The organism is Devosia yakushimensis, assembly GCF_030159855.1.
Taxonomy (GTDB): Bacteria; Pseudomonadota; Alphaproteobacteria; order Rhizobiales; family Devosiaceae; genus Devosia; species Devosia yakushimensis.
Window position 1 is genome coordinate 505,603 of the sequence record NZ_BSNG01000001.1, and the last position, 17,212, is coordinate 522,814.

At 62.3% G+C, this 17,212-nt stretch carries 14 protein-coding genes and 2 pseudogenes; 13 read left to right on the forward strand and 3 right to left on the reverse strand.

The features are described from left to right. Positions 1–95 precede the first annotated feature (95 nt). From QQL79_RS02370 to QQL79_RS02380, 3 genes are read left to right on the forward strand one after another with little or no spacing between them, the layout of a single operon-like run. Positions 96–644: a TRAP transporter small permease subunit gene (locus QQL79_RS02370; protein WP_284387546.1), complete on the forward strand. Its 549-nt coding sequence runs from the start codon at positions 96–98 to the stop codon at positions 642–644. Positions 645–659: 15 nt separating this feature from the next. Then, on the forward strand, positions 660–2,288 hold the full coding sequence (locus QQL79_RS02375) for a TRAP transporter large permease (RefSeq protein WP_284387548.1): 1,629 nt from the start codon (positions 660–662) through the stop codon (positions 2,286–2,288). 29 nt (positions 2,289–2,317) lie between these two features. Beyond that, a complete protein-coding gene (locus QQL79_RS02380) occupies positions 2,318–3,433 on the forward strand; it encodes a TRAP transporter substrate-binding protein (protein WP_284387549.1) in 1,116 nt (371 codons plus the stop codon). 137 nt (positions 3,434–3,570) lie between these two features. Here QQL79_RS02380 and araD read toward each other — a convergent pair whose 3' ends face one another. Beyond that, complete coding sequence (araD, locus tag QQL79_RS02385) at positions 3,571–5,325, reverse strand: L-arabinonate dehydratase (protein ID WP_284387552.1); 1,755 nt, start codon at positions 5,323–5,325, stop codon at positions 3,571–3,573. A 115-nt stretch (positions 5,326–5,440) separates the two neighbouring features. Here araD and QQL79_RS02390 point away from each other — a divergent pair, with 115 nt between their 5' ends. From QQL79_RS02390 to QQL79_RS02415, 6 genes are all read left to right on the forward strand, one after another. Continuing rightward, the gene (locus tag QQL79_RS02390) at positions 5,441–6,721 is read left to right on the forward strand and encodes an ABC transporter substrate-binding protein (RefSeq protein ID WP_284387554.1); all 1,281 of its coding nucleotides are present in this window, start codon (positions 5,441–5,443) and stop codon (positions 6,719–6,721) included. A gap of 62 nt (positions 6,722–6,783) precedes the next feature. Beyond that, entirely contained in the window at positions 6,784–7,857 is a 1,074-nt protein-coding gene (locus QQL79_RS02395) for a Gfo/Idh/MocA family protein (RefSeq protein ID WP_284387555.1), read from the forward strand. 149 nt (positions 7,858–8,006) lie between these two features. Next, positions 8,007–8,708: a GntR family transcriptional regulator gene (locus tag QQL79_RS02400; protein ID WP_284387557.1), complete on the forward strand. Its 702-nt coding sequence runs from the start codon at positions 8,007–8,009 to the stop codon at positions 8,706–8,708. Between the two features lie 127 nt (positions 8,709–8,835). Beyond that, positions 8,836–9,681: a phytanoyl-CoA dioxygenase family protein gene (locus QQL79_RS02405; RefSeq protein ID WP_284387559.1), complete on the forward strand. Its 846-nt coding sequence runs from the start codon at positions 8,836–8,838 to the stop codon at positions 9,679–9,681. A gap of 95 nt (positions 9,682–9,776) precedes the next feature. Further along, positions 9,777–10,541 (forward strand): helix-turn-helix domain-containing protein, encoded by a 765-nt coding sequence (locus QQL79_RS02410; protein ID WP_284387563.1) that lies wholly within the window; start codon positions 9,777–9,779, stop codon positions 10,539–10,541. 47 nt (positions 10,542–10,588) lie between these two features. Next, positions 10,589–11,818 carry an ABC transporter substrate-binding protein gene (locus QQL79_RS02415; protein WP_370461239.1) on the forward strand — a complete coding sequence of 410 codons (1,230 nt, stop codon included), beginning with the start codon at positions 10,589–10,591 and terminating at the stop codon, positions 11,816–11,818. On the opposite strand, the pseudogene QQL79_RS22550 reads toward QQL79_RS02415, so the two are convergent. Together QQL79_RS22550 and QQL79_RS02420 are read right to left on the reverse strand one after the other, a co-directional pair. Then, positions 11,805–11,968 (reverse strand): annotated as a pseudogene (locus QQL79_RS22550) (acetyl-CoA C-acetyltransferase); the annotation flags it as partial. The gene QQL79_RS02415 and the pseudogene QQL79_RS22550 overlap by 14 nt on opposite strands. A gap of 17 nt (positions 11,969–11,985) precedes the next feature. Further along, positions 11,986–12,121, reverse strand: a pseudogene (locus QQL79_RS02420) (thiolase family protein); the annotation flags it as partial. A gap of 377 nt (positions 12,122–12,498) precedes the next feature. Between QQL79_RS02420 and QQL79_RS02425 the strand changes: the two are divergent. The 4 genes from QQL79_RS02425 (at position 12,499) to QQL79_RS02440 (ending at position 17,171) form a co-directional block, all read left to right on the forward strand. Further along, positions 12,499–13,833, forward strand: coding sequence for a UbiD family decarboxylase (locus tag QQL79_RS02425; protein ID WP_284387566.1), 1,335 nt, complete (start codon positions 12,499–12,501; stop codon positions 13,831–13,833). Between the two features lie 3 nt (positions 13,834–13,836). Further along, positions 13,837–14,418 (forward strand): UbiX family flavin prenyltransferase, encoded by a 582-nt coding sequence (locus tag QQL79_RS02430; protein WP_284387569.1) that lies wholly within the window; start codon positions 13,837–13,839, stop codon positions 14,416–14,418. An 85-nt stretch (positions 14,419–14,503) separates the two neighbouring features. Continuing rightward, the gene (locus QQL79_RS02435; protein WP_370461169.1) at positions 14,504–16,120 is read left to right on the forward strand and encodes an ABC transporter substrate-binding protein; all 1,617 of its coding nucleotides are present in this window, start codon (positions 14,504–14,506) and stop codon (positions 16,118–16,120) included. Between the two features lie 118 nt (positions 16,121–16,238). After that, positions 16,239–17,171, forward strand: coding sequence for an isocitrate lyase/PEP mutase family protein (locus QQL79_RS02440; RefSeq protein ID WP_284387571.1), 933 nt, complete (start codon positions 16,239–16,241; stop codon positions 17,169–17,171). The last annotated feature ends 41 nt before the right edge of the window (positions 17,172–17,212 follow it).

A 17,212-nucleotide genomic window follows, 5' to 3' on the forward strand; every position in this document is an offset into this window, starting at 1 on the left:
TGGGCCATTTGGCTATATTGTCCGGCCCGGGCCCTGCGTTCTAGCTAGCTCCCAAATGGCTGTCCGCCAATGTGCGGAACCCTCGGGAGGATACCATGTCTGGTTTGCTGGCGCTGTCGCGTGCGATAGACGCGACCAATACTTTTATCGGAAAAGCGGTGTCCTGGCTGCTGCTGGCGGCCGTGCTGATCAGCGCCATCAATGCCACGACCCGCAAGCTGTTCAATCTCAGCTCCAATGCGTGGCTCGAGGCGCAGTGGTATCTGTTCTCGGCCGTGTTCCTGATCGCGGCCGGCTATACGCTGCTCAACAGCGAACACGTCAAGGTCGACCTGGTCTATGGACAGTTGCCGCGCAGGGTGCAGCTCTGGATCGAGATCCTGGGCACGCTGTTCTTCCTGTTCCCGTTCTGCCTCATCACCATCTATCTCGCCTGGCCGATGGTGGCTGCCAAATTTGCCAGCGGGGAAGTGTCCAACAATACCGGCGGGCTCATCCTGTGGCCGGTCTGGGCGCTGATCCCGGCTGGGTTTGGCCTGCTGTTCCTGCAGGGCGTGTCCGAGCTGATCAAGCGCATCGCCATTCTGCGCGGGCAGATTCCCGACCCGGTATCGCTTGCCGATGCCGAAGCTGCAGCTCTTTAAGCCGGGATAATCATCATGTTTGCCTTCTTCGCGGAAAATCTCGCGCCCATCATGTTCCTGTCGCTGATCGTCGTGCTGCTGCTCGGCTATCCGGTGGCATTCGCACTGGCCTTTGTCGGCTTCGCCTTCGGCTTTGTCGGCATCGAAATGGGGCTGCTGCCGATTAATCTGTTCGGGGCCATTCCCGACCGCATCTTCGGGCAGATGTCCAACGAGACATTGCTGGCCATTCCATTCTTCACCTTCATGGGGTTGATATTGGAACGAAGCGGCATGGCCGAGGACCTGCTCGATACGATCGGGCAATTGTTCGGGCCGGTGCGCGGGGGCCTGGCCTTTGCGGTGATTTTCGTGGGCGCGATCCTGGCGGCAACCACGGGTGTCGTGGCGGCTTCGGTCATCTCGATGGGCCTGATCTCGCTGCCGATCATGATGCGCTATGGCTATGACCGCAAAGTCGCGGCTGGCACGATTGCAGCCTCGGGCACGCTGGCGCAGATCATTCCGCCCAGCCTGGTGCTGATCATCCTGGCCGACCAGCTCGGGCGGTCGGTGGGCGATATGTATAAGGGCGCGCTGGTGCCCGGCCTGATGCTGGTGGCCGCCTATGCCGCCTATATCATCGTCATGTCGATCATCTATCCCAAGAGCGTTCCGGCGCTGCCGCCCGAGGCGCGCACGCTGCGTGGATGGAAGCTGCTCGGCCGCGTGGTGACCTCGCTGGTGCCGCCGCTGGTGCTGATTTTCTTGGTGTTGGGCACGATCTTCATCGGTTTTGCCACGCCTACCGAGGGCGGCGCGATGGGCGCGGTCGGTGCGCTGGCGCTGGCGGCGCTCAATCGCAAGCTCAACCTCCCGATGCTCAAATCGGCCCTCTATTCGACGGCCAAGCTTTCGTCCTTCGTGATCTTCATCCTGCTTGGTGCGCGCGTCTTCTCGCTGACTTTCTATGGCGTCAATGGCCATGTCTGGGTCGAGCATCTTATGACTTCGATCCCGGGCGGGGTGATCGGCTTTTTGATCATCGCCAATCTGCTGGTCTTTTTCCTGGCCTTCTTCCTCGATTATTTCGAGCTGGCCTTCATCATCATCCCACTGCTGGCGCCAGTGGCACATGCACTGGGGATCGACCTCATCTGGTTCGGTGTGATGCTGGCGATCAACATGCAGACCTCGTTCATGCATCCGCCCTTCGGCTTCTCGCTGTTTTACCTCAGATCGGTGGCGCCATCCCGGTCCTACAAGGACAGGGTGACCGGTGCGACCATCCAGCCGGTGACATCAGGGCAAATCTATATGGGGGCGCTGCCATTCCTGGGCATCCAGCTGGTCATGGTGCTGCTGGTCATGTTCTTCCCGCAATTGGTGACGCACTACAAATCCGGCGCGGCGGTGGTCGACCCGGCCAGCATCCAGCTCAACGTGCCCATGCCTGGCGCGGGCGGGGAAAATCCCTTCGGCGCGCCCGCCGCGCCGTTCGGTGGCGCACCGGCTCCGAGCTTTGGTGCCCCGGCGCCCAGTTTCGGGGCTCCGGCCGCTCCTGTTACCCCAGCCGCGCCCAGCTTTGGCGCGCCTGCTCCAGATGCGGCTCCTGCCGCTCCCTCTTTCGGTGCCGAGCCTGCTCCGGCGGCTCCCGCACCTTGAACGCCTAAACATCCTGAGGAGGACTGAACGTGACTGCTGATCTCAATCGACGTAATTTTCTCGGCAAGGGCGCTGCCGCCGGCGTCGCCGCTGCCGCCGGCACAGTGCTTGCCACCCCCGCGATTGCCCAGGAACTACCGACCCTGCGCTGGCGCCTGACCTCGGGTTTCCCGAACAATCTCGACACCATCTATGGCGGCGCGGTCGTGATGGCCGAGGCGCTGTCGGAAATCACCGAGGGCAAGTTCCAGATCCAGGTGTTCCAGGCGGGCGAGTTGGTGCCGGGCGCGCAGGCGATCGATGCCGTGCAGGCCAATACGGTCGAAATCGCCCATACCTGCGGCTATTATTTCACCGGCAAGAACCCGACTTTCGCCATCGGCTCGACCATTCCGTTCGGGCTCAATGCCCGCCAGCAGAATGCCTGGCTCTATCATGGCGGCGGCAACGAGCTCTATAATACGTTCCTTGAGGAATATGGTGTTGTCGGCATTCCGGGCGGCGCCACAGGTGCGCAGATGGGTGGCTGGTTCCGCAAGGAAATCAATAGCCTGGCCGATCTTTCCGGCATCAAGATGCGTATCGCGGGTGTGGCGGGCGAGGTTATGTCGCGGCTGGGCGTCGTGCCGCAGCAATTGCCGGGTGGCGATATCTATCCCGCACTGGAACGCGGCACGATCGATGCGGCCGAATGGGTCGGGCCCTATGACGACGAGCGCCTGGGCTTCTACCAGATCGCGCCCTACTACTATTATCCGGCCTATTGGGAAGGCGGGCTGACCATCCACTTCTATATCAACAAGGCGCAGTACGAAGCCTTGCCGGAGACCTATAAGGTCGCGCTCGATACCGCTTGCAAGGCGGCCAATATCAACATGCAGGCGCTTTACGACGTCAAGAACACGGCCGCGATCCGTTCGCTGGTGGGCAAGGGCGTGCAGCTGCGGCCGCTACCGCGTGACGTGCTCGACGCCGCCTACAAGGCGACGTTCGAGCTTTATGAGGAATATAGCGCCAACAATCCGCAATGGGCGGCGATCTATCCGAGCTGGAAGAAGTTCCGCGACGAGAGCTTCGAATGGTTCCGCGTCGCCGAATATACCTATGACAGCTACATGTATGCGGCGCAGGCGGCCGGTCAGTAAGGAATGAGTGGCGCGGCGGTTTCGGACCGCCGCGCCGAAATCCCACGGAGTCATTCCCGCGAAAGCGGAACCGCCGTTTGCTTCTCACGTACCGCGAAACAGAGGTTCCCGCTTTCGCGGGAATGACCCGGTGTGTGCTAGTAGATCGCGGGTTCGCCCGCTGCCGGGCCGAATTCGGTGCGCAGGAAATCGAAGTCGCAGCCTTCATTGGCTTGCTGCACATGCTGAGAATAAATCCAGCCATAGCCGCGATGGTAATGCGGCTCGGGAGGTTGCCAGGCGGCGCGGCGGGCGGCGAGTTCTTCGGCTGTTATCTCGATATTGATGGTGCGGGCGGCGACGTCGAGGCTGATGATGTCGCCAGTGCGAACCAAAGCCAGCGGGCCGCCGATGTGGGATTCCGGCGCGACGTGCAGGATACAGGCGCCATAGCTGGTGCCGCTCATGCGGGCGTCGGAAATGCGGACCATGTCGCGCACGCCTTGTTTCACCAGTTTGCGCGGGATGGGCAGCATGCCCCATTCGGGCATGCCGGGGCCGCCCAATGGGCCGGCATTGCGCAGGATGAGGACGTGGTCGGCGGTGACGTCGAGAGTGTCGTCCTCCACCGCGGCTTTCATCTCGGGATAGCTGTCGAAGACCAAAGCCGGGCCGGAATGGCGCAGGAAGCGCGGGTCGCAGGCGCTGGGTTTGATGACGCAGCCGTCAGGGGCGAGGTTGCCGCGTAGCACGGCGAGGGCGCCTTCGGCATAGACGGGGTTGTCGAGCGGGCGGATGACGTCGTCATTGTAGATTTTGGCATCGGCCACGACTTCGCCCAGGGTCTTGCCTTCGACCGTCAGACAATCGCGATGCAGGTGGTCGCCCAGCCGGTTCATCAGCCCGCGCAGGCCGCCGGCAAAGTAGAAGTCTTCCATCAAGTAGCGGTCGCCCGAGGGCCGGATATTGGCGAGGACCGGGACGCGGCGGCTGGCTTTTTCGAAATCGTCGAGCCCGATATCGGCTCCGGCGCGGCGGGCCTGAGCGATCAGGTGGATGATGGCATTGGTCGAGCAGCCCATGGCCATGGCCACGGTGATGGCGTTTTCGAAAGCCGGACGGGTCTGGATGCGGGTGGGCACCAAGTCTTCCCACACCATGTCCACGACGCGGCGGCCGGCATTGGCGCACATGCGGATATGGGCGGAATCGGTGGCGGGGATAGAGGAGGCGCCCGACAGCGTCATGCCGATGGCTTCGGCAATGGCGGTCATGGTGCTGGCGGTGCCCAGGGTCATACAATGGCCGGCGCTGCGGGCAATGCCGCCTTCCATCTCGTTCCAATCCTGCTGGGTGATATTGCCGGCGCGGCGTTCATCCCAGAATTTCCAGGCGTCGGAGCCCGAGCCCAATTCCTTGCCATGCCAATTGCCACGCAGCATGGGGCCGGCGGGCACGAAAATGGTGGGCAGGTTGGCGCTGGTGGCGCCCATCAGCAAAGCCGGGGTGGATTTATCGCAGCCGCCCATCAGGATGACGCCATCGACCGGATGAGCGCGGATCATCTCCTCGGCATCCATGGCCAGCATGTTGCGATAGAGCATGGAGGTGGGCTTGAGGAAGGTCTCCGAGACCGAGAGCGCGGGTAGCTCGATGGGGAAGCCGCCGGCCTGGAGCACGCCGCGCTTGATGTCTTCGGCGCGCTGCTTGAAATGGCCGTGGCAGGGATTGGTGTCGGACCAGGTATTGAGGATGGCGATGACCGGCTTGCCGACCCAATCTTGGGGGCTATAGCCCATCTGCATCAGGCGCGAGCGATGGCCGAAGCCGCGTAGATCATCGGGCGCAAACCAGCGCGCGCTGCGCAAATCCTCGGGCCGCTTGCGGGCTGCGCTCTGCTCGTTTGATGCCATTCTTGTTCCTCCAGCAGAGTTCTTATCGGCCGTTTGCCGCTTCCATACTAGCCTTGACCGGCATTGTAAATTTGATATATCAGATTTCACATTTATTGGGGAGGAGGAACCCTAGATGCTAACGAGACGGAGTTTTCTGGCCGCGAGTTCTGCACTGACACTGGCGGGCCTGGTGGGAAGCGGCCGGGCTTTTGCCCAGGAGAGCCGGTTGCGCCTGAGCTGGTGGGGCAATGCCGAGCGGGCCGAAAGAACCAACAAGATCATCGACCTGTTCAAGGCGGCCAATGCCGGGGTGGAAATCGAGGGGCAGACCCTGCCGGGCGGGGGCGATTACTGGACGTGGCTTGCCACCCAGACCGCGGGCGGCAATCCGCCCGACGTGATCCAGATGGATTACCGCTATATCTTCGAATATGCCGGACGCGGCGTGCTGCTGCCGCTGGACGAGCTGATGGCTTCGACCATCGATCTCTCCAATTGGCCGGAAGAGCGCATCGAAGTCGGCCGGGTGGACGGCAAGGTCTATGGCATCAGCCTGGGCGCCAATACCGGTGCGGTGATCCTCAACCTTTCGGCCTGGGAAGAGGCCGGAATCGAGCCGCCGACAGTGGGCACGACCTGGGAGCAGTTTGCCGATCTCTGCGCCCAGTTCAGCGGCAAGACGCAGCGCGCGGATTTTTATGGCACGCAGGATGCCAGCGGGCACGAGACCTCGTTCGAGACCTATCTGCGCCAGCGCGGCAAGGCCGTGTATGCCAATGATGGCAGCCTGGGGTTCGACGAAACCGACGCCAAGGCCTGGCTCGATCTTTGGGCGGAGATGCGCAAGGCAAAGGCCTGCGTGCCGGCAGAGGTGCAGGCCCTCTCGCAGGGCAATGTCGATACCAGCGTTGTCACCGTGGGTAAGGCCGCGACGGGCATTGCCCAATCCAACCAATTGGTCAGCTACCAGAAAGCCAATACCGACCGGCTGGGCATGACCAGCATTCCGGTGATCGAGGGCGGCAAGCCGGGACAATATCTCAAGCCCTCGATGTATTTCAGCCTGAGTTCGCAGACCAAGGACCCCGAACTGGCCGGCAAGTTCCTCGACTTCTTCATCAACAATCCCGAGGCCATGCAAATCCTTGGCGTCGAGCGCGGCGCGCCCGAAGCGCCGGAAACGCGGCAGGCTATCCTGCCGTCGCTGGATGAGCCCTCACAGGCGGCTTTGACCTATCTCGACAGCATTGCTTCGGTGATCGGTACGTTGCCGCCCGCTCCTCCGCAGGGCGCGGGCGAGGGGACCACAGTTCTGATGAGCGTGGCCGAGGAAGTGGCGTTCGAGGCGAAATCGACCGAGCAAGGCGCAGCCGATCTCGTGACCGGCATGGCGCAGGCCGTCGCGCGCGGCTAAAAGGCCTGATGGTGTCCGGCTCGCGACGGGCCGGGCACCGCAATGGCACAATTGGATTTGATATGGCCACACGCAAGCTTAAGGTCGGGATCGTCGGATGCGGCGCGGGCCGCACCCATCTGGTTGAGGGCTATGCGCCCAATGCCGACTTGTTCGAGGTGGTTGCGCTTTGCGATCTCAATACCGAGCGGCTGGCCGCGGTGGGCGATGAGTTCGGCATTGCGGGGCGGACGACGTCGTTCGAGGCGCTGCTGGCCATGCCCGAGCTCGATGTCATCGACATCTGCACCCCGCCGGGGCTGCATCTGGAACAGAGTCTGGCGGCTTTGGCGGCGGGCAAGCATGTGGTCTGCGAGAAACCACTGGTGGGGTCACTGGCCGAGATCGATGTGATCATGGCGGCAGAAGCGCGTTCGGTCGGGCGGCTGATGCCGGTGTTCCAATATCGCTATGGCAATGGGGTGGCCAAGGCCAAGGCGGTGATCGATGCCGGGTTGGCCGGCAAGGCCTATGCCGGAACGGTCGAAACCTTCTGGCGGCGCGGGCCGGATTATTATGCCGTGCCCTGGCGCGGCAAATGGAAGACCGAGCTGGGCGGTGTGCTGATGGCCCATGCCATCCATCCGCATGACATGATGACTTATCTCATGGGGCCGGTGGACCGGGTGTTCGGCCGGGTGGATACCCGCGTCAACGATATCGAGGTCGAGGATTGTCTGTCGGCGTCATTGCGCATGCAAAATGGGGCGCTGGTATCGCTGACGGCGACGCTGGGGTCGGCGGATCAGTTGACCCGTATTCGGCTGGCATTTGAGAACCTGACCATTGAAAGCGATCATGCGCCCTACCAGCCCGGCGCGGCGGATTGGCAGATCATTCCCAAGACACCCGAGATCGGCACGCGGATCGACGCGGTGCTGGCCGATTGGCAATTCGTGCCGTCGCGGCATACGACGCAATTGAAGCTGTTTCATCAGGCCATCACCAGTGGCGGGCCGTTGCCGGTGACGACGAAGGATGCACGGCAGGCGCTGGAGCTGGTGACGGCGATCTATCATTCTTCCGAGACCGGGACCGATATCGTGCTGCCACTGGATGCGGGGCATCCGAAATATAAGGGATGGGCGCCGGCTTAGATCGGGGCCTCCCTCCACTCCTCCCCCGCTTTTCGCTAGCGAAAAGCTGACCTCCCCAGCAAGGGAGGGTGAACCCGGTGGGTGGATGGCATGGTGCCAGACAAGCTGAAACTTGATATACCAATCAGGCTTGTTGCGGAGAAATTGTCATGCAGGATCATGTTGGTACGCGGCTGGAACGGCTCGATCCCAAGCTCAGCCTGACGCTGCGCGATCACGTGCACAAGGCATTGCGCATGGCGATCCTGTCGGGGCGTTTTGCGCCGCAGGCAAAGCTCAATGAGCGGCAATTGGCCGAGGAGCTGGGCGTGAGCACGACGCCGCTGAAGGAAGCGCTGCGACAGCTGGAGACCGAGGGGCTGATTTCGACGCTGCCGCGCCGGGGCATAGTCGTGCTTTATAGCCGCACCTGGGCCGAAGAGATGATCTTGGCGCGGGCCGCGCTCGAATCCATGATTGCGCATTTGGCGGCGCGGCGGATCGACAGGCCAGGCGCGGTGGCGCTGCAGGCAACGATCGCGGCCATGAGCGAGGCCAGCTCGGCAGGCGATGCCGGCCGGCTGATCGAACTCAACGAAGTGTTCCACGAGCAAATCCATGTTGCCTCGCACTGTGTCTACTTGGCGCGGCTGATCGAGCGGCAGCGTTTTTACGACGAGGGTACGCGGCGGATCATTCATTCAGACCCCGATGAGCGGGCGCGTGCGCTGGCCGAACACCGGTTGATTGCCGAGACTATCGCGGCAGGCCAGGTGGATGCGGCCGAGCGGGCCATGCGCGACCATGTGGTGCGTTCGGGGGAACATTATCTCCGCCTGGTCTTTTCCGGGCAGTCTCCGGCGGGCGATTGATCTCGCTCACTATGCGCGTTTCGTGCACAATTTCGCAGGTTTCGTGATCTAGGCATTTGCGCATAATCGCCCGATTATCCGTGACATGGGGCGCCGTAATGGCGGCCGATGCTGACGGAAATGGACAATGCTGCAATTTGATCAGGAACAGGGCGGGGTCTATCAGGATGGGCTCTATGACCCCCAGGAAACCGCGCCGCGCATCGATATCGCCCAGGCGCTGACGCCGCCATCGCGCGATCACTATCGTCAGCACGGCTGGCTGTCGGTCAAGGGGCTGCTGGATCAGCGGGAACTCGACGCTGCCAAGGCCGCGATCGACGATCTGATTTATGGCCGGGTGCCGGTGTTCTCTGGGGTTTCCTACGAGAAGAGCCATAGCGGCAATATCGAGGCGATGAGCGCCGAAGAGCGCTATGACGCGGTGCGGAAGCTCTACGATTTCGTGCCGCATGAAGAGCGCCTGGCCAGTATTGCACTGGGTGAGCGCATTACCTCGATCTGCCGGCATTTGCTTGAGCGGGATGTGCGGCTGTTTCAGGACATGGCCTTGCTCAAGCCACCGCGGGGCGGCCGCGAAAAGCCCTGGCATCAGGACCATGCCTTCTTTGACTATCCGTTGGGCACGCGCATTGTCGGCGTGTGGATCGCGGTGGATGAAGCCACCATTGCCAATGGCTGTATGCAGGTGCTCGATGGCGGTCATCTGGCCGGGCCGATCCACCATTTCCGCCGCCGCGACTGGCAGATCTGCGACACCGATATGATGGGCCGTAGATCGGTGGCTTTCCCGCTCGAGCCGGGCGACGGCATGTTCTTCGACGGGCTTTTGCCGCATGGCACGCCTTCTAACAATTCGGCGCAGCGGCGGCGGGCCTTGCAGTTTCACTATATGGACCAGCAGGCCCAGCCGGCCGACGCGGCAGAGCGGCTGGCGATCTTTGGCGGCGAAGGGGCCGGCGCAACCTGCTGAAACCCAAGCACATCGACGCTTTGCATGATGGCACGCCCGGGGTTGAGCTCCGGGCGCCTGTCGGCCGCATGGTCTGCGAGCCGAACTGGAGCTTCGTGTCCGACCCGAGCAAGACCGACAATTACCGGCTGTGGTTCATCTGGTCGGGTGAGGGGGAATTGGTTGCGCCCGATGGCCAGACCATTGCGCTGATGCCGGGGGTCACCGTGATCATGCGGCCGGACGGCATCTATCAGGCACGGCACAATCCGGCCAACCGGCTGGGCGTGACGTTTCTCAACTATGCCTATGGCGACGGCGACGCGCCGCTGCCGCCCCTCTGGTGCTGGACGGCGGACTTTTTGTTCGTCGATGCGGTGACGCGCAAGATCGTGCAACTGCATGCGGCGGAGCTGGCGGGCATGGCGGACAATGGCACGCGCACGGCCATGCTGTTGCGGGCGGCGCTCGATGAGCTGGCGCTGTCGGCCCGGCAAATGCAGCAGGCCAGTGCGCCGACATCGCGCCTGGATCGCGATGTGATCGAGCTTGCCAACAAGGTGCTCGAAATGCCGGCGGAGTTCGATGACATTTCGGGCCTGGCCGGGCAGGTGCTGCGGAGCCGGGCGCATTTCACGCGCACCTTCGGCCGCATCTATGGGGTGAGCCCGGCGCGGTTCGTCAAATCCACCAAGCTGCTCAAGGCACGCAACCTGTTGCAGACATCCACCATGAGCATTGGGGAGATCAGCGCGCAGCTCGGCTATGCGAGCACGCAGTATTTTACCCGCCAGTACAAATCATACTTCGCCACGACGCCGGGGGAGGACCGGCGCCGGGCGCAAGCCAATAACGGCAAAAAACAGGAGGAGAAGAAATGAACCTAAATCGCCGGCAGTTGATCAAGAATGGGCTTGCCCTGGGCGCCATGGCCGCGCTCGCGCCAGCTATCCGCGCCCAAGAGACTGGGCTGCGCACGATCTTTTGGGGCGGGCAGGCCCGCGCGGAACGCACGTTCAAGGTCTTCGACCTGTTCAGCGCGGCGCGCGGCGGTGGGCCGGTCGCCAGCGAGTTTATGGGTTTCAACGATTATTGGGCCAAGGTGGCAACGCTCACCGCCGGCGGCAATGCGCCGGACCTGATCCAGATGGATTACCGCTATATCGTTGAATATGCGCGGCGCGGTGCATTGGCGCCGCTGGATGGCTATCTTGGCGGTGCGCTGGATGTTTCCGACTTCGATGCCGACCAGGTCGAGGCCGGCAAAGTGGATGGCAAGCTTTACGGCGTCAGCCTGGGGGCGGGCGGATTCTGCCTTCAGGTCAATGCCAGCGCCTTCGAGCGGGCTGGCCTGCCGGCGCCGGGGCCGGAGACGAGCTATGCCGATCTTGCCGGCATGGTCAGCGATTTCAACGCCGCCAATGCGGGCATGCACATGCTGATGGATGCTTCCGGGAACGAACCGGCCCTGGAGAACTGGCTGCGTCAGCGGGGCAAGGCTCTTTATACGCCGGATGGGGCACTGGCGTTCGATGCGGCCGATGCCAGCGAATGGTTTGCGCTATGGGCCGACCTGCGGGGCAAGGGCGTCTGCGTGCCCGCCGATGTCCAGGCGCTTTCCACCGGCACGATCGATACCAGCATGCTGGTGTCGGGCAAGGCGGCGACCGGGATAACCGGGGTCAACGAGCTCATCGCCTATCAGGCTCTGGTGCAGGACACGCTGAAGGTGACCAATATGCCGCTGGTGGCGGCGGGCGGCAAAGGCGGGCATTACCGCAAGCCCACCATGCTCTGGACATTGGCCAATACGTCCACGCTCAAGGACGAGGCGGTGGACCTGGCCAATTTCTTCACCCACGATCTGGAGGCGGCAAGCGTGTTGGGGCTGGAGCGCGGTATTCCCTGCTCGGCGGCGTCGCGCGAGCATATCGTGACCGGGCTCACTGATCTTGAGAAGCAGACCGTGGACTTCTTTGCCAATCTTGGCGATCTGCTTGGTGATATTCCGCCACCGCCACCAGCCGCGGCGGGCGAAATCGATCTGTCACTGTTGCGGACCATCAGCCAGGAAATCGCCTTCGGCGCCAAAACGCCCGAGGCAGGGGGCGCCGAAATGGTCAGCGGGGCCAATGATATCCTGGCGCGGGCCGGCTGACGGGCAGAAGGATCTGCATCACGGGATCAACGCCCGCTGTGGCCCAGCTGGCGATGCGGACCGATCGGGGTCAATCCGCGGCGGGCGGGCTTCATCTTCATGCATCAACACGAGGGCGGCAGCGCCGTCATTGAGGCCCGAGGCATTGCTGCATGCCTCGGGCCGGGGCGCAAGCCCGAGCCGTAGACCCGGTTGACGCCGAAGGCGGTGGCCGATTTGGGGATGTCGGCCTTGATCGCGGCCTGCCGGGCGGGGTTTTGACCAGCACCGGCCATCAGCACCTGGGCCCAGGATGACCTTGTCCATGGCATCAGTGGACGGGCCCGCGCGATAGCAGTGGCGCCCAACTCATGGGGGTGTACTCAGCGGACCAAGAACCCGACGGCTTCCGGCGCGGCAACGGTTTTCCGGATCGTTGTGTAGTCCAGGCGTGACCAACCGATCTTTGATCTGCGCCGATGTTCTTCCAGCTGAGTTGTCGAATTAAAAATACACGATATCCTTCATAAACTGGAAGTGGCTACTCGGCTTTCTCTTCACCGCGCATGCTTATCAAATAGTCACTTGAGCATCGAGGTCTGCCGATGTCGGCCCACACTTCAGCCGCGAACACTCTGACGACCTTTCCGGCTGAGGCGGACGACGTAGCCACGGATTTGCGTGACCAATCCTGTCGCCCCATGCTCGCACAGCTTGCCGCTCAAGACGATTTGCTCGTTGTCGACGAGGAGATCGATCCCGTCTTCGACCTTTCGGCTCTGCTCTCCCTGACGCACGACACCATGGCCGTACAGGCCAATCGCCTCAAGGGCTCGGACATGCCGGCCTTTGGTAATCTGCTGTCTGATCGCGAGCGCATTGGAATGGCTCTCGGCGTCGAACCAGCCAAAATTCAGGACACGCTGCTTGGCTCGGTGAAGAGGCCCATTCCGCCGGTCGTGGTTGAAAATGCGCCGGTACAGCAGCTCGACTTTGCCGATGGCGTTCTTGCGCGCCTGCCAGTCCCCACCTTCTTTGCCAGGGAGACCGGCCCTTACATCAGCGCCGGCATGATGGTTGCGGTGGACCCGGAAACCGGGCTGGGCAATGCTTCCTATGCCCGCCTCAAGATATTAGCCCCGAACGAGGCCCTGATCGGCATCGCGCCAAACCATCACCTTGCGATCATGGCCCGCAAGGCCGCCGTCATGGGCAAGCCGCTGCCCTTCGCCGTCGTGCTGGGCGCCCACCCGGCTATCCAGCTTGCCGCCTGCCTTTATCTTGGCCTTGGCGACGACGAAATGCACTGCGCAGGCGCATTGCTCGGCGAACCGGTGCGCGTCACCAAATGCCTCACCAACGATATTCTGGTGCCGGCCGATGCCGAGATTGTCCTTGAAGGTTTTATCCATGCGGATAAGCCCGTCGAGGAAGGCTATGTGTCTGAGTACCACGGTATGTACGAAGACTACGGGGTCGGCGTGCTGGCGACATTCCACCGCATGACCAGGCGCTCCGATGCCATGTTCCAGGTCATCGAGCCGGGCTACCATGCCGAGCATATCTATCTCGGTGCGATTCCCATTGCGGCCAGCCTCAGGGCGCAGCTCGCCCGTTCCATCCTCAATGTCGGCGAAGTCGCCGTGACCGCATCCGGTTCGGGCCGCAACAATGTCGTGGTGCAACTCCATAATCCGCGTCCTGGCCAGGCCCGCCGCGCCATGGCCATTTGTTGGGGTGCCGTGAGCATCATCAAGAACATCACCATCGTGGACAGCGATGTCGACCCTTGGGATACGGAAGCGGTTGAACTGGCCAAATCCACCCGCATGCGCGCCGAACGCGACGTTCTGATCGTCGCCGACCTGCCGGCCGATCGTTCCGAGCCGCAGGAAGCGGGCGGCATGGTCGCCAAGATCGGCTATGACGCCACCATCCGCCAGGCTGACCGGAAGGAAGGCTTCGATAAAGCGCTCCCACCGGAAGCGTCCTACGAACGCATGCGCGGTGTACTCGCCCGCGCCAAGGGGCGCTGAACCATGAAGAAGCGCCGCATGATCGTTGCGATTACCGGGGCCTCCGGTGCCTGCTACGGCGTGCGGGCGCTCGAGATGCTGCGCGACATCGAGGATGTGGAAACGCATCTGATCATGTCGAGTGCCGGCATCCGGACCGCGATAGAGGAGGGTGTTGCCACCGCTGCCGAGGACATTCGGGCGCTGGCGGATGTCTGCTACCCGCATAAGGATATCGGCGCAGCGGTCGCCTCCGGCTCGTTCAAATGCGAAGGCATGCTGATCGCTCCTTGTTCAATCAAGACTCTTAGCGCCGTTGCCCATTGCTACACGGATGATCTGATTTCGCGCGCTGCCGACGTTTGCCTCAAGGAACGACGCAAGCTGGTGCTGATGGTGCGGGAGACCCCGCTCCATGCCGGTCACATCGCCCTGATGGATACGGCAACGCGCAGCGGGGCGATTATCATGCCACCTGTGCCCAGCTTCTACACTCGTCCGAAAACGCTCGACGATCTGGTCAGCCAGACGGTGGGCCGTGCGCTGGACCAGTTCGATTTCGACCACCCCAGCGTGCGCCGATGGAAAGAAGGAGGTCTCAGCTAGGGACGTGCCTGCTGGCTGGCTCAGCCAGTGAAGAACCAGGGAACGAGGCTCTCTTCGGGAAAAGAGAGCCAACAAGGAGAGACAAATGAACTTCATGCAGTTTACCCGCAAGTCGAGCGCCGCCCGCATGGGCCGGGCCGCCGCCATTGCGCTTTTGCTCGGCAGCTCGGTACTGACCGGCATAACCAGCGCCGCTTTCGCCCAGGCTGACGAACAGGCCGTAAGCGGTGGCGAAATGACTATCATCGCCGGCTCGGACATCAAGAGCTGGGACCCGGCCATCACCTCGGGCACATTCCCGGGCGGTCCGATGGACCAGCTTGATGCCGTCTATGGTTTCCTCGTCTATGTCGATCTCGAGGGCAAGGTTCAGGGCGGCATGGCCGAAAGCCTCACCAGCGACGATGCTGTGGTCTGGACGCTGAAGCTGCGCCCCGAGGTAAAATTCACTGACGGCACGCCCTATGACGCCGAAGCGGTGGCGTACAACTGGAAGCGCACCGCCAATCCAGACACGCTCGCCCCAGCTCAACCCTTCGTCTCGTCCTGGATCGACGGCGTCAAGATCGTCGATCCGCTGACAATCGAAATCACGCTGCCGACCGCCAACCGCAATTTCGGTTCGACTCTTGCCCAGTCTGCCCCCTTTGTGGGTTCGCCTGCCGCTCTCGAGGCCGCCGGCAGCGACAAGGCCGCCATCAAACCAGTTGGCGCCGGTGCCTTCCTCTTTGAAAGCTGGGACCAGGGCATTTCGCTCTCGTTCAAGCGCAATCCGGACTATTGGGATCAGCCGCGTCCTTATCTGGACACGCTGAAATTCGCGATCATTCCTGAAACCAACAGCCGTATCTCGACGGTGGTGCAAGGTGGCGCGACCATGATGGCCGGCTATCCCTACCAGTTCGGCGCCAATGCCGAGGCACCGGGCGTTGCCACCCACGAGATCCCGATCCCCGGCCTCTACCGAGCCTACTTCAATCAGAAGGCCGGCACGTTCACCGATCATCGCGCCCGCGAAGCCTTTTACCACGCGATCGATCCGGGTCGTCTGATGCAGGCCTATACTCAGGTCGAAGGCTACGTCATTCCCACGAACTACTTCACCCAGGCTTCGCCGTTCTACGACCCAACCTACACTCTTCCAACCTACGACCCGGCCAAGGCTCAGGAGCTGTTCAACGAGCTGGCTGCCGACGGCAAGCCGTTCAAGATGAAGCTGGTGACCTATACCAACTCCGACTTGAAGCGTCTTTCCTCCTATGTCCAGCAGGTTCTCTCGGCCTACGAAAACGTCGAGGTCGAACTCGAACTCGTCGATCAGGCCATGCTTAAGCCGCAGTGCCAGACGCAGGTGAATTTCGACCTCTGCGTCGATGGTGGCGTGCTGGTGGCCAATGGTGCCGAGCCGATCATCTCGAACCTTCTCAAGACCGGTGGCGTCGACAATTGGGGCCAGTATTCGAGCGAAGCCATGGACGGGTTCCTGGCCGCGGCCAATGCGACCATGGACGAAACCGAAGTGAAGGCGGCCTATGCCAATGTGCAGAAGGTCGTGGCCGAAGATCTGCCGCTCTACATCTTCGGCTCGGAAACCCGCTTCCTGCTGCTGCGCGACAATACCGGCGGTATCGTGCCGTCCAACGGCGGCATTCTGCAGAAGCAGTATCTTTACGTCTGTGAGGATGCCTGCGCCGCGGAATAGGTCGTGACACAAAGCCCCGCCGGTCGCTCCGGCGGGGCGGTGTCGCGTCCGGTGGCACCGCAGATTTCCTGGACCTGGCCAATGCCCGTCCGCCTCATGATACCCAAAGGGTAACCCGATGTTTGACAAACGCCCCAGAAAGACCTTCCGCCAGCTCTTCGGTGAGAAGCAGGTCTTCACTCCCTGCGTATGGGACTGCTACTCCGCCAAGGCCGCCGAAATGGCCGGTTTCGAGGCTATTCTGCTCAGCGGTGCCTCGCTTGGCTTCAGCATGTCGGGCGTGCCGGATATGGGGCTGCACAACCAGGAAGAGCTGGTCTGGGCCACCGATCGCATCTCCGACTATTCGCCACTGCCGCTGATCATCGATGCCGACGATTGCTTCGGTGACGTGGCGCAGGCCTATCGCACCTGCCGGCGCCTCGCCAAGGCCGGCGCTGCCGCGATCCTTCTTGAAGACACTCCGAACGAGCGTGGCTATGCCCGCTTCGGCCGCGCCATGGAAAAGGCGACGCTGGAAGGCAAGCTCGACGGCAATATCGATCATCCTGTCGTGTCGCAGGAACTTTGGCTGGCCAAGATCAAGGCCGCACTCGATGCCTGCGCCGACACCGATTGCGTGGTGATCGCCCGCACCGAGTCCAAGCTCGAAAAGGGCCTCGACGACGCCATCGAGCGTTGCGTCAAGGCCGAGGAACTTGGTGCCGAGATGACCTATGTCCACGGCCTGCGCACCCTCGAAGAGTGCCAGAAGGTTAACAAGGCACTGCCGGGCTGGAAGATGTTCGGCGACATCGCCGTCGTCAACGGCAAGCCTTTCGTGGAACTCGAAGACATCGGCGCGCTGGGCTTCAACCTCGTCACGATGCACTACCTCGAGAAGGGCTCGATGTTCGGCATGATGGACTATGGGCGCAAGGTCTTCGAGAGCATGAGCACCCGCTACTCGGACGAGCACGACATGGGCGGCTATACAAGGGAAGAGCAGCGGAACCTGCTTGAACGCGACATCGGCTGGATGGACGCGGAAGAAGAGTGGAAGCGCATCTGACCGCCTCCTTCCCCGTAACGCAACCGCGGCGGTGGGTGGTC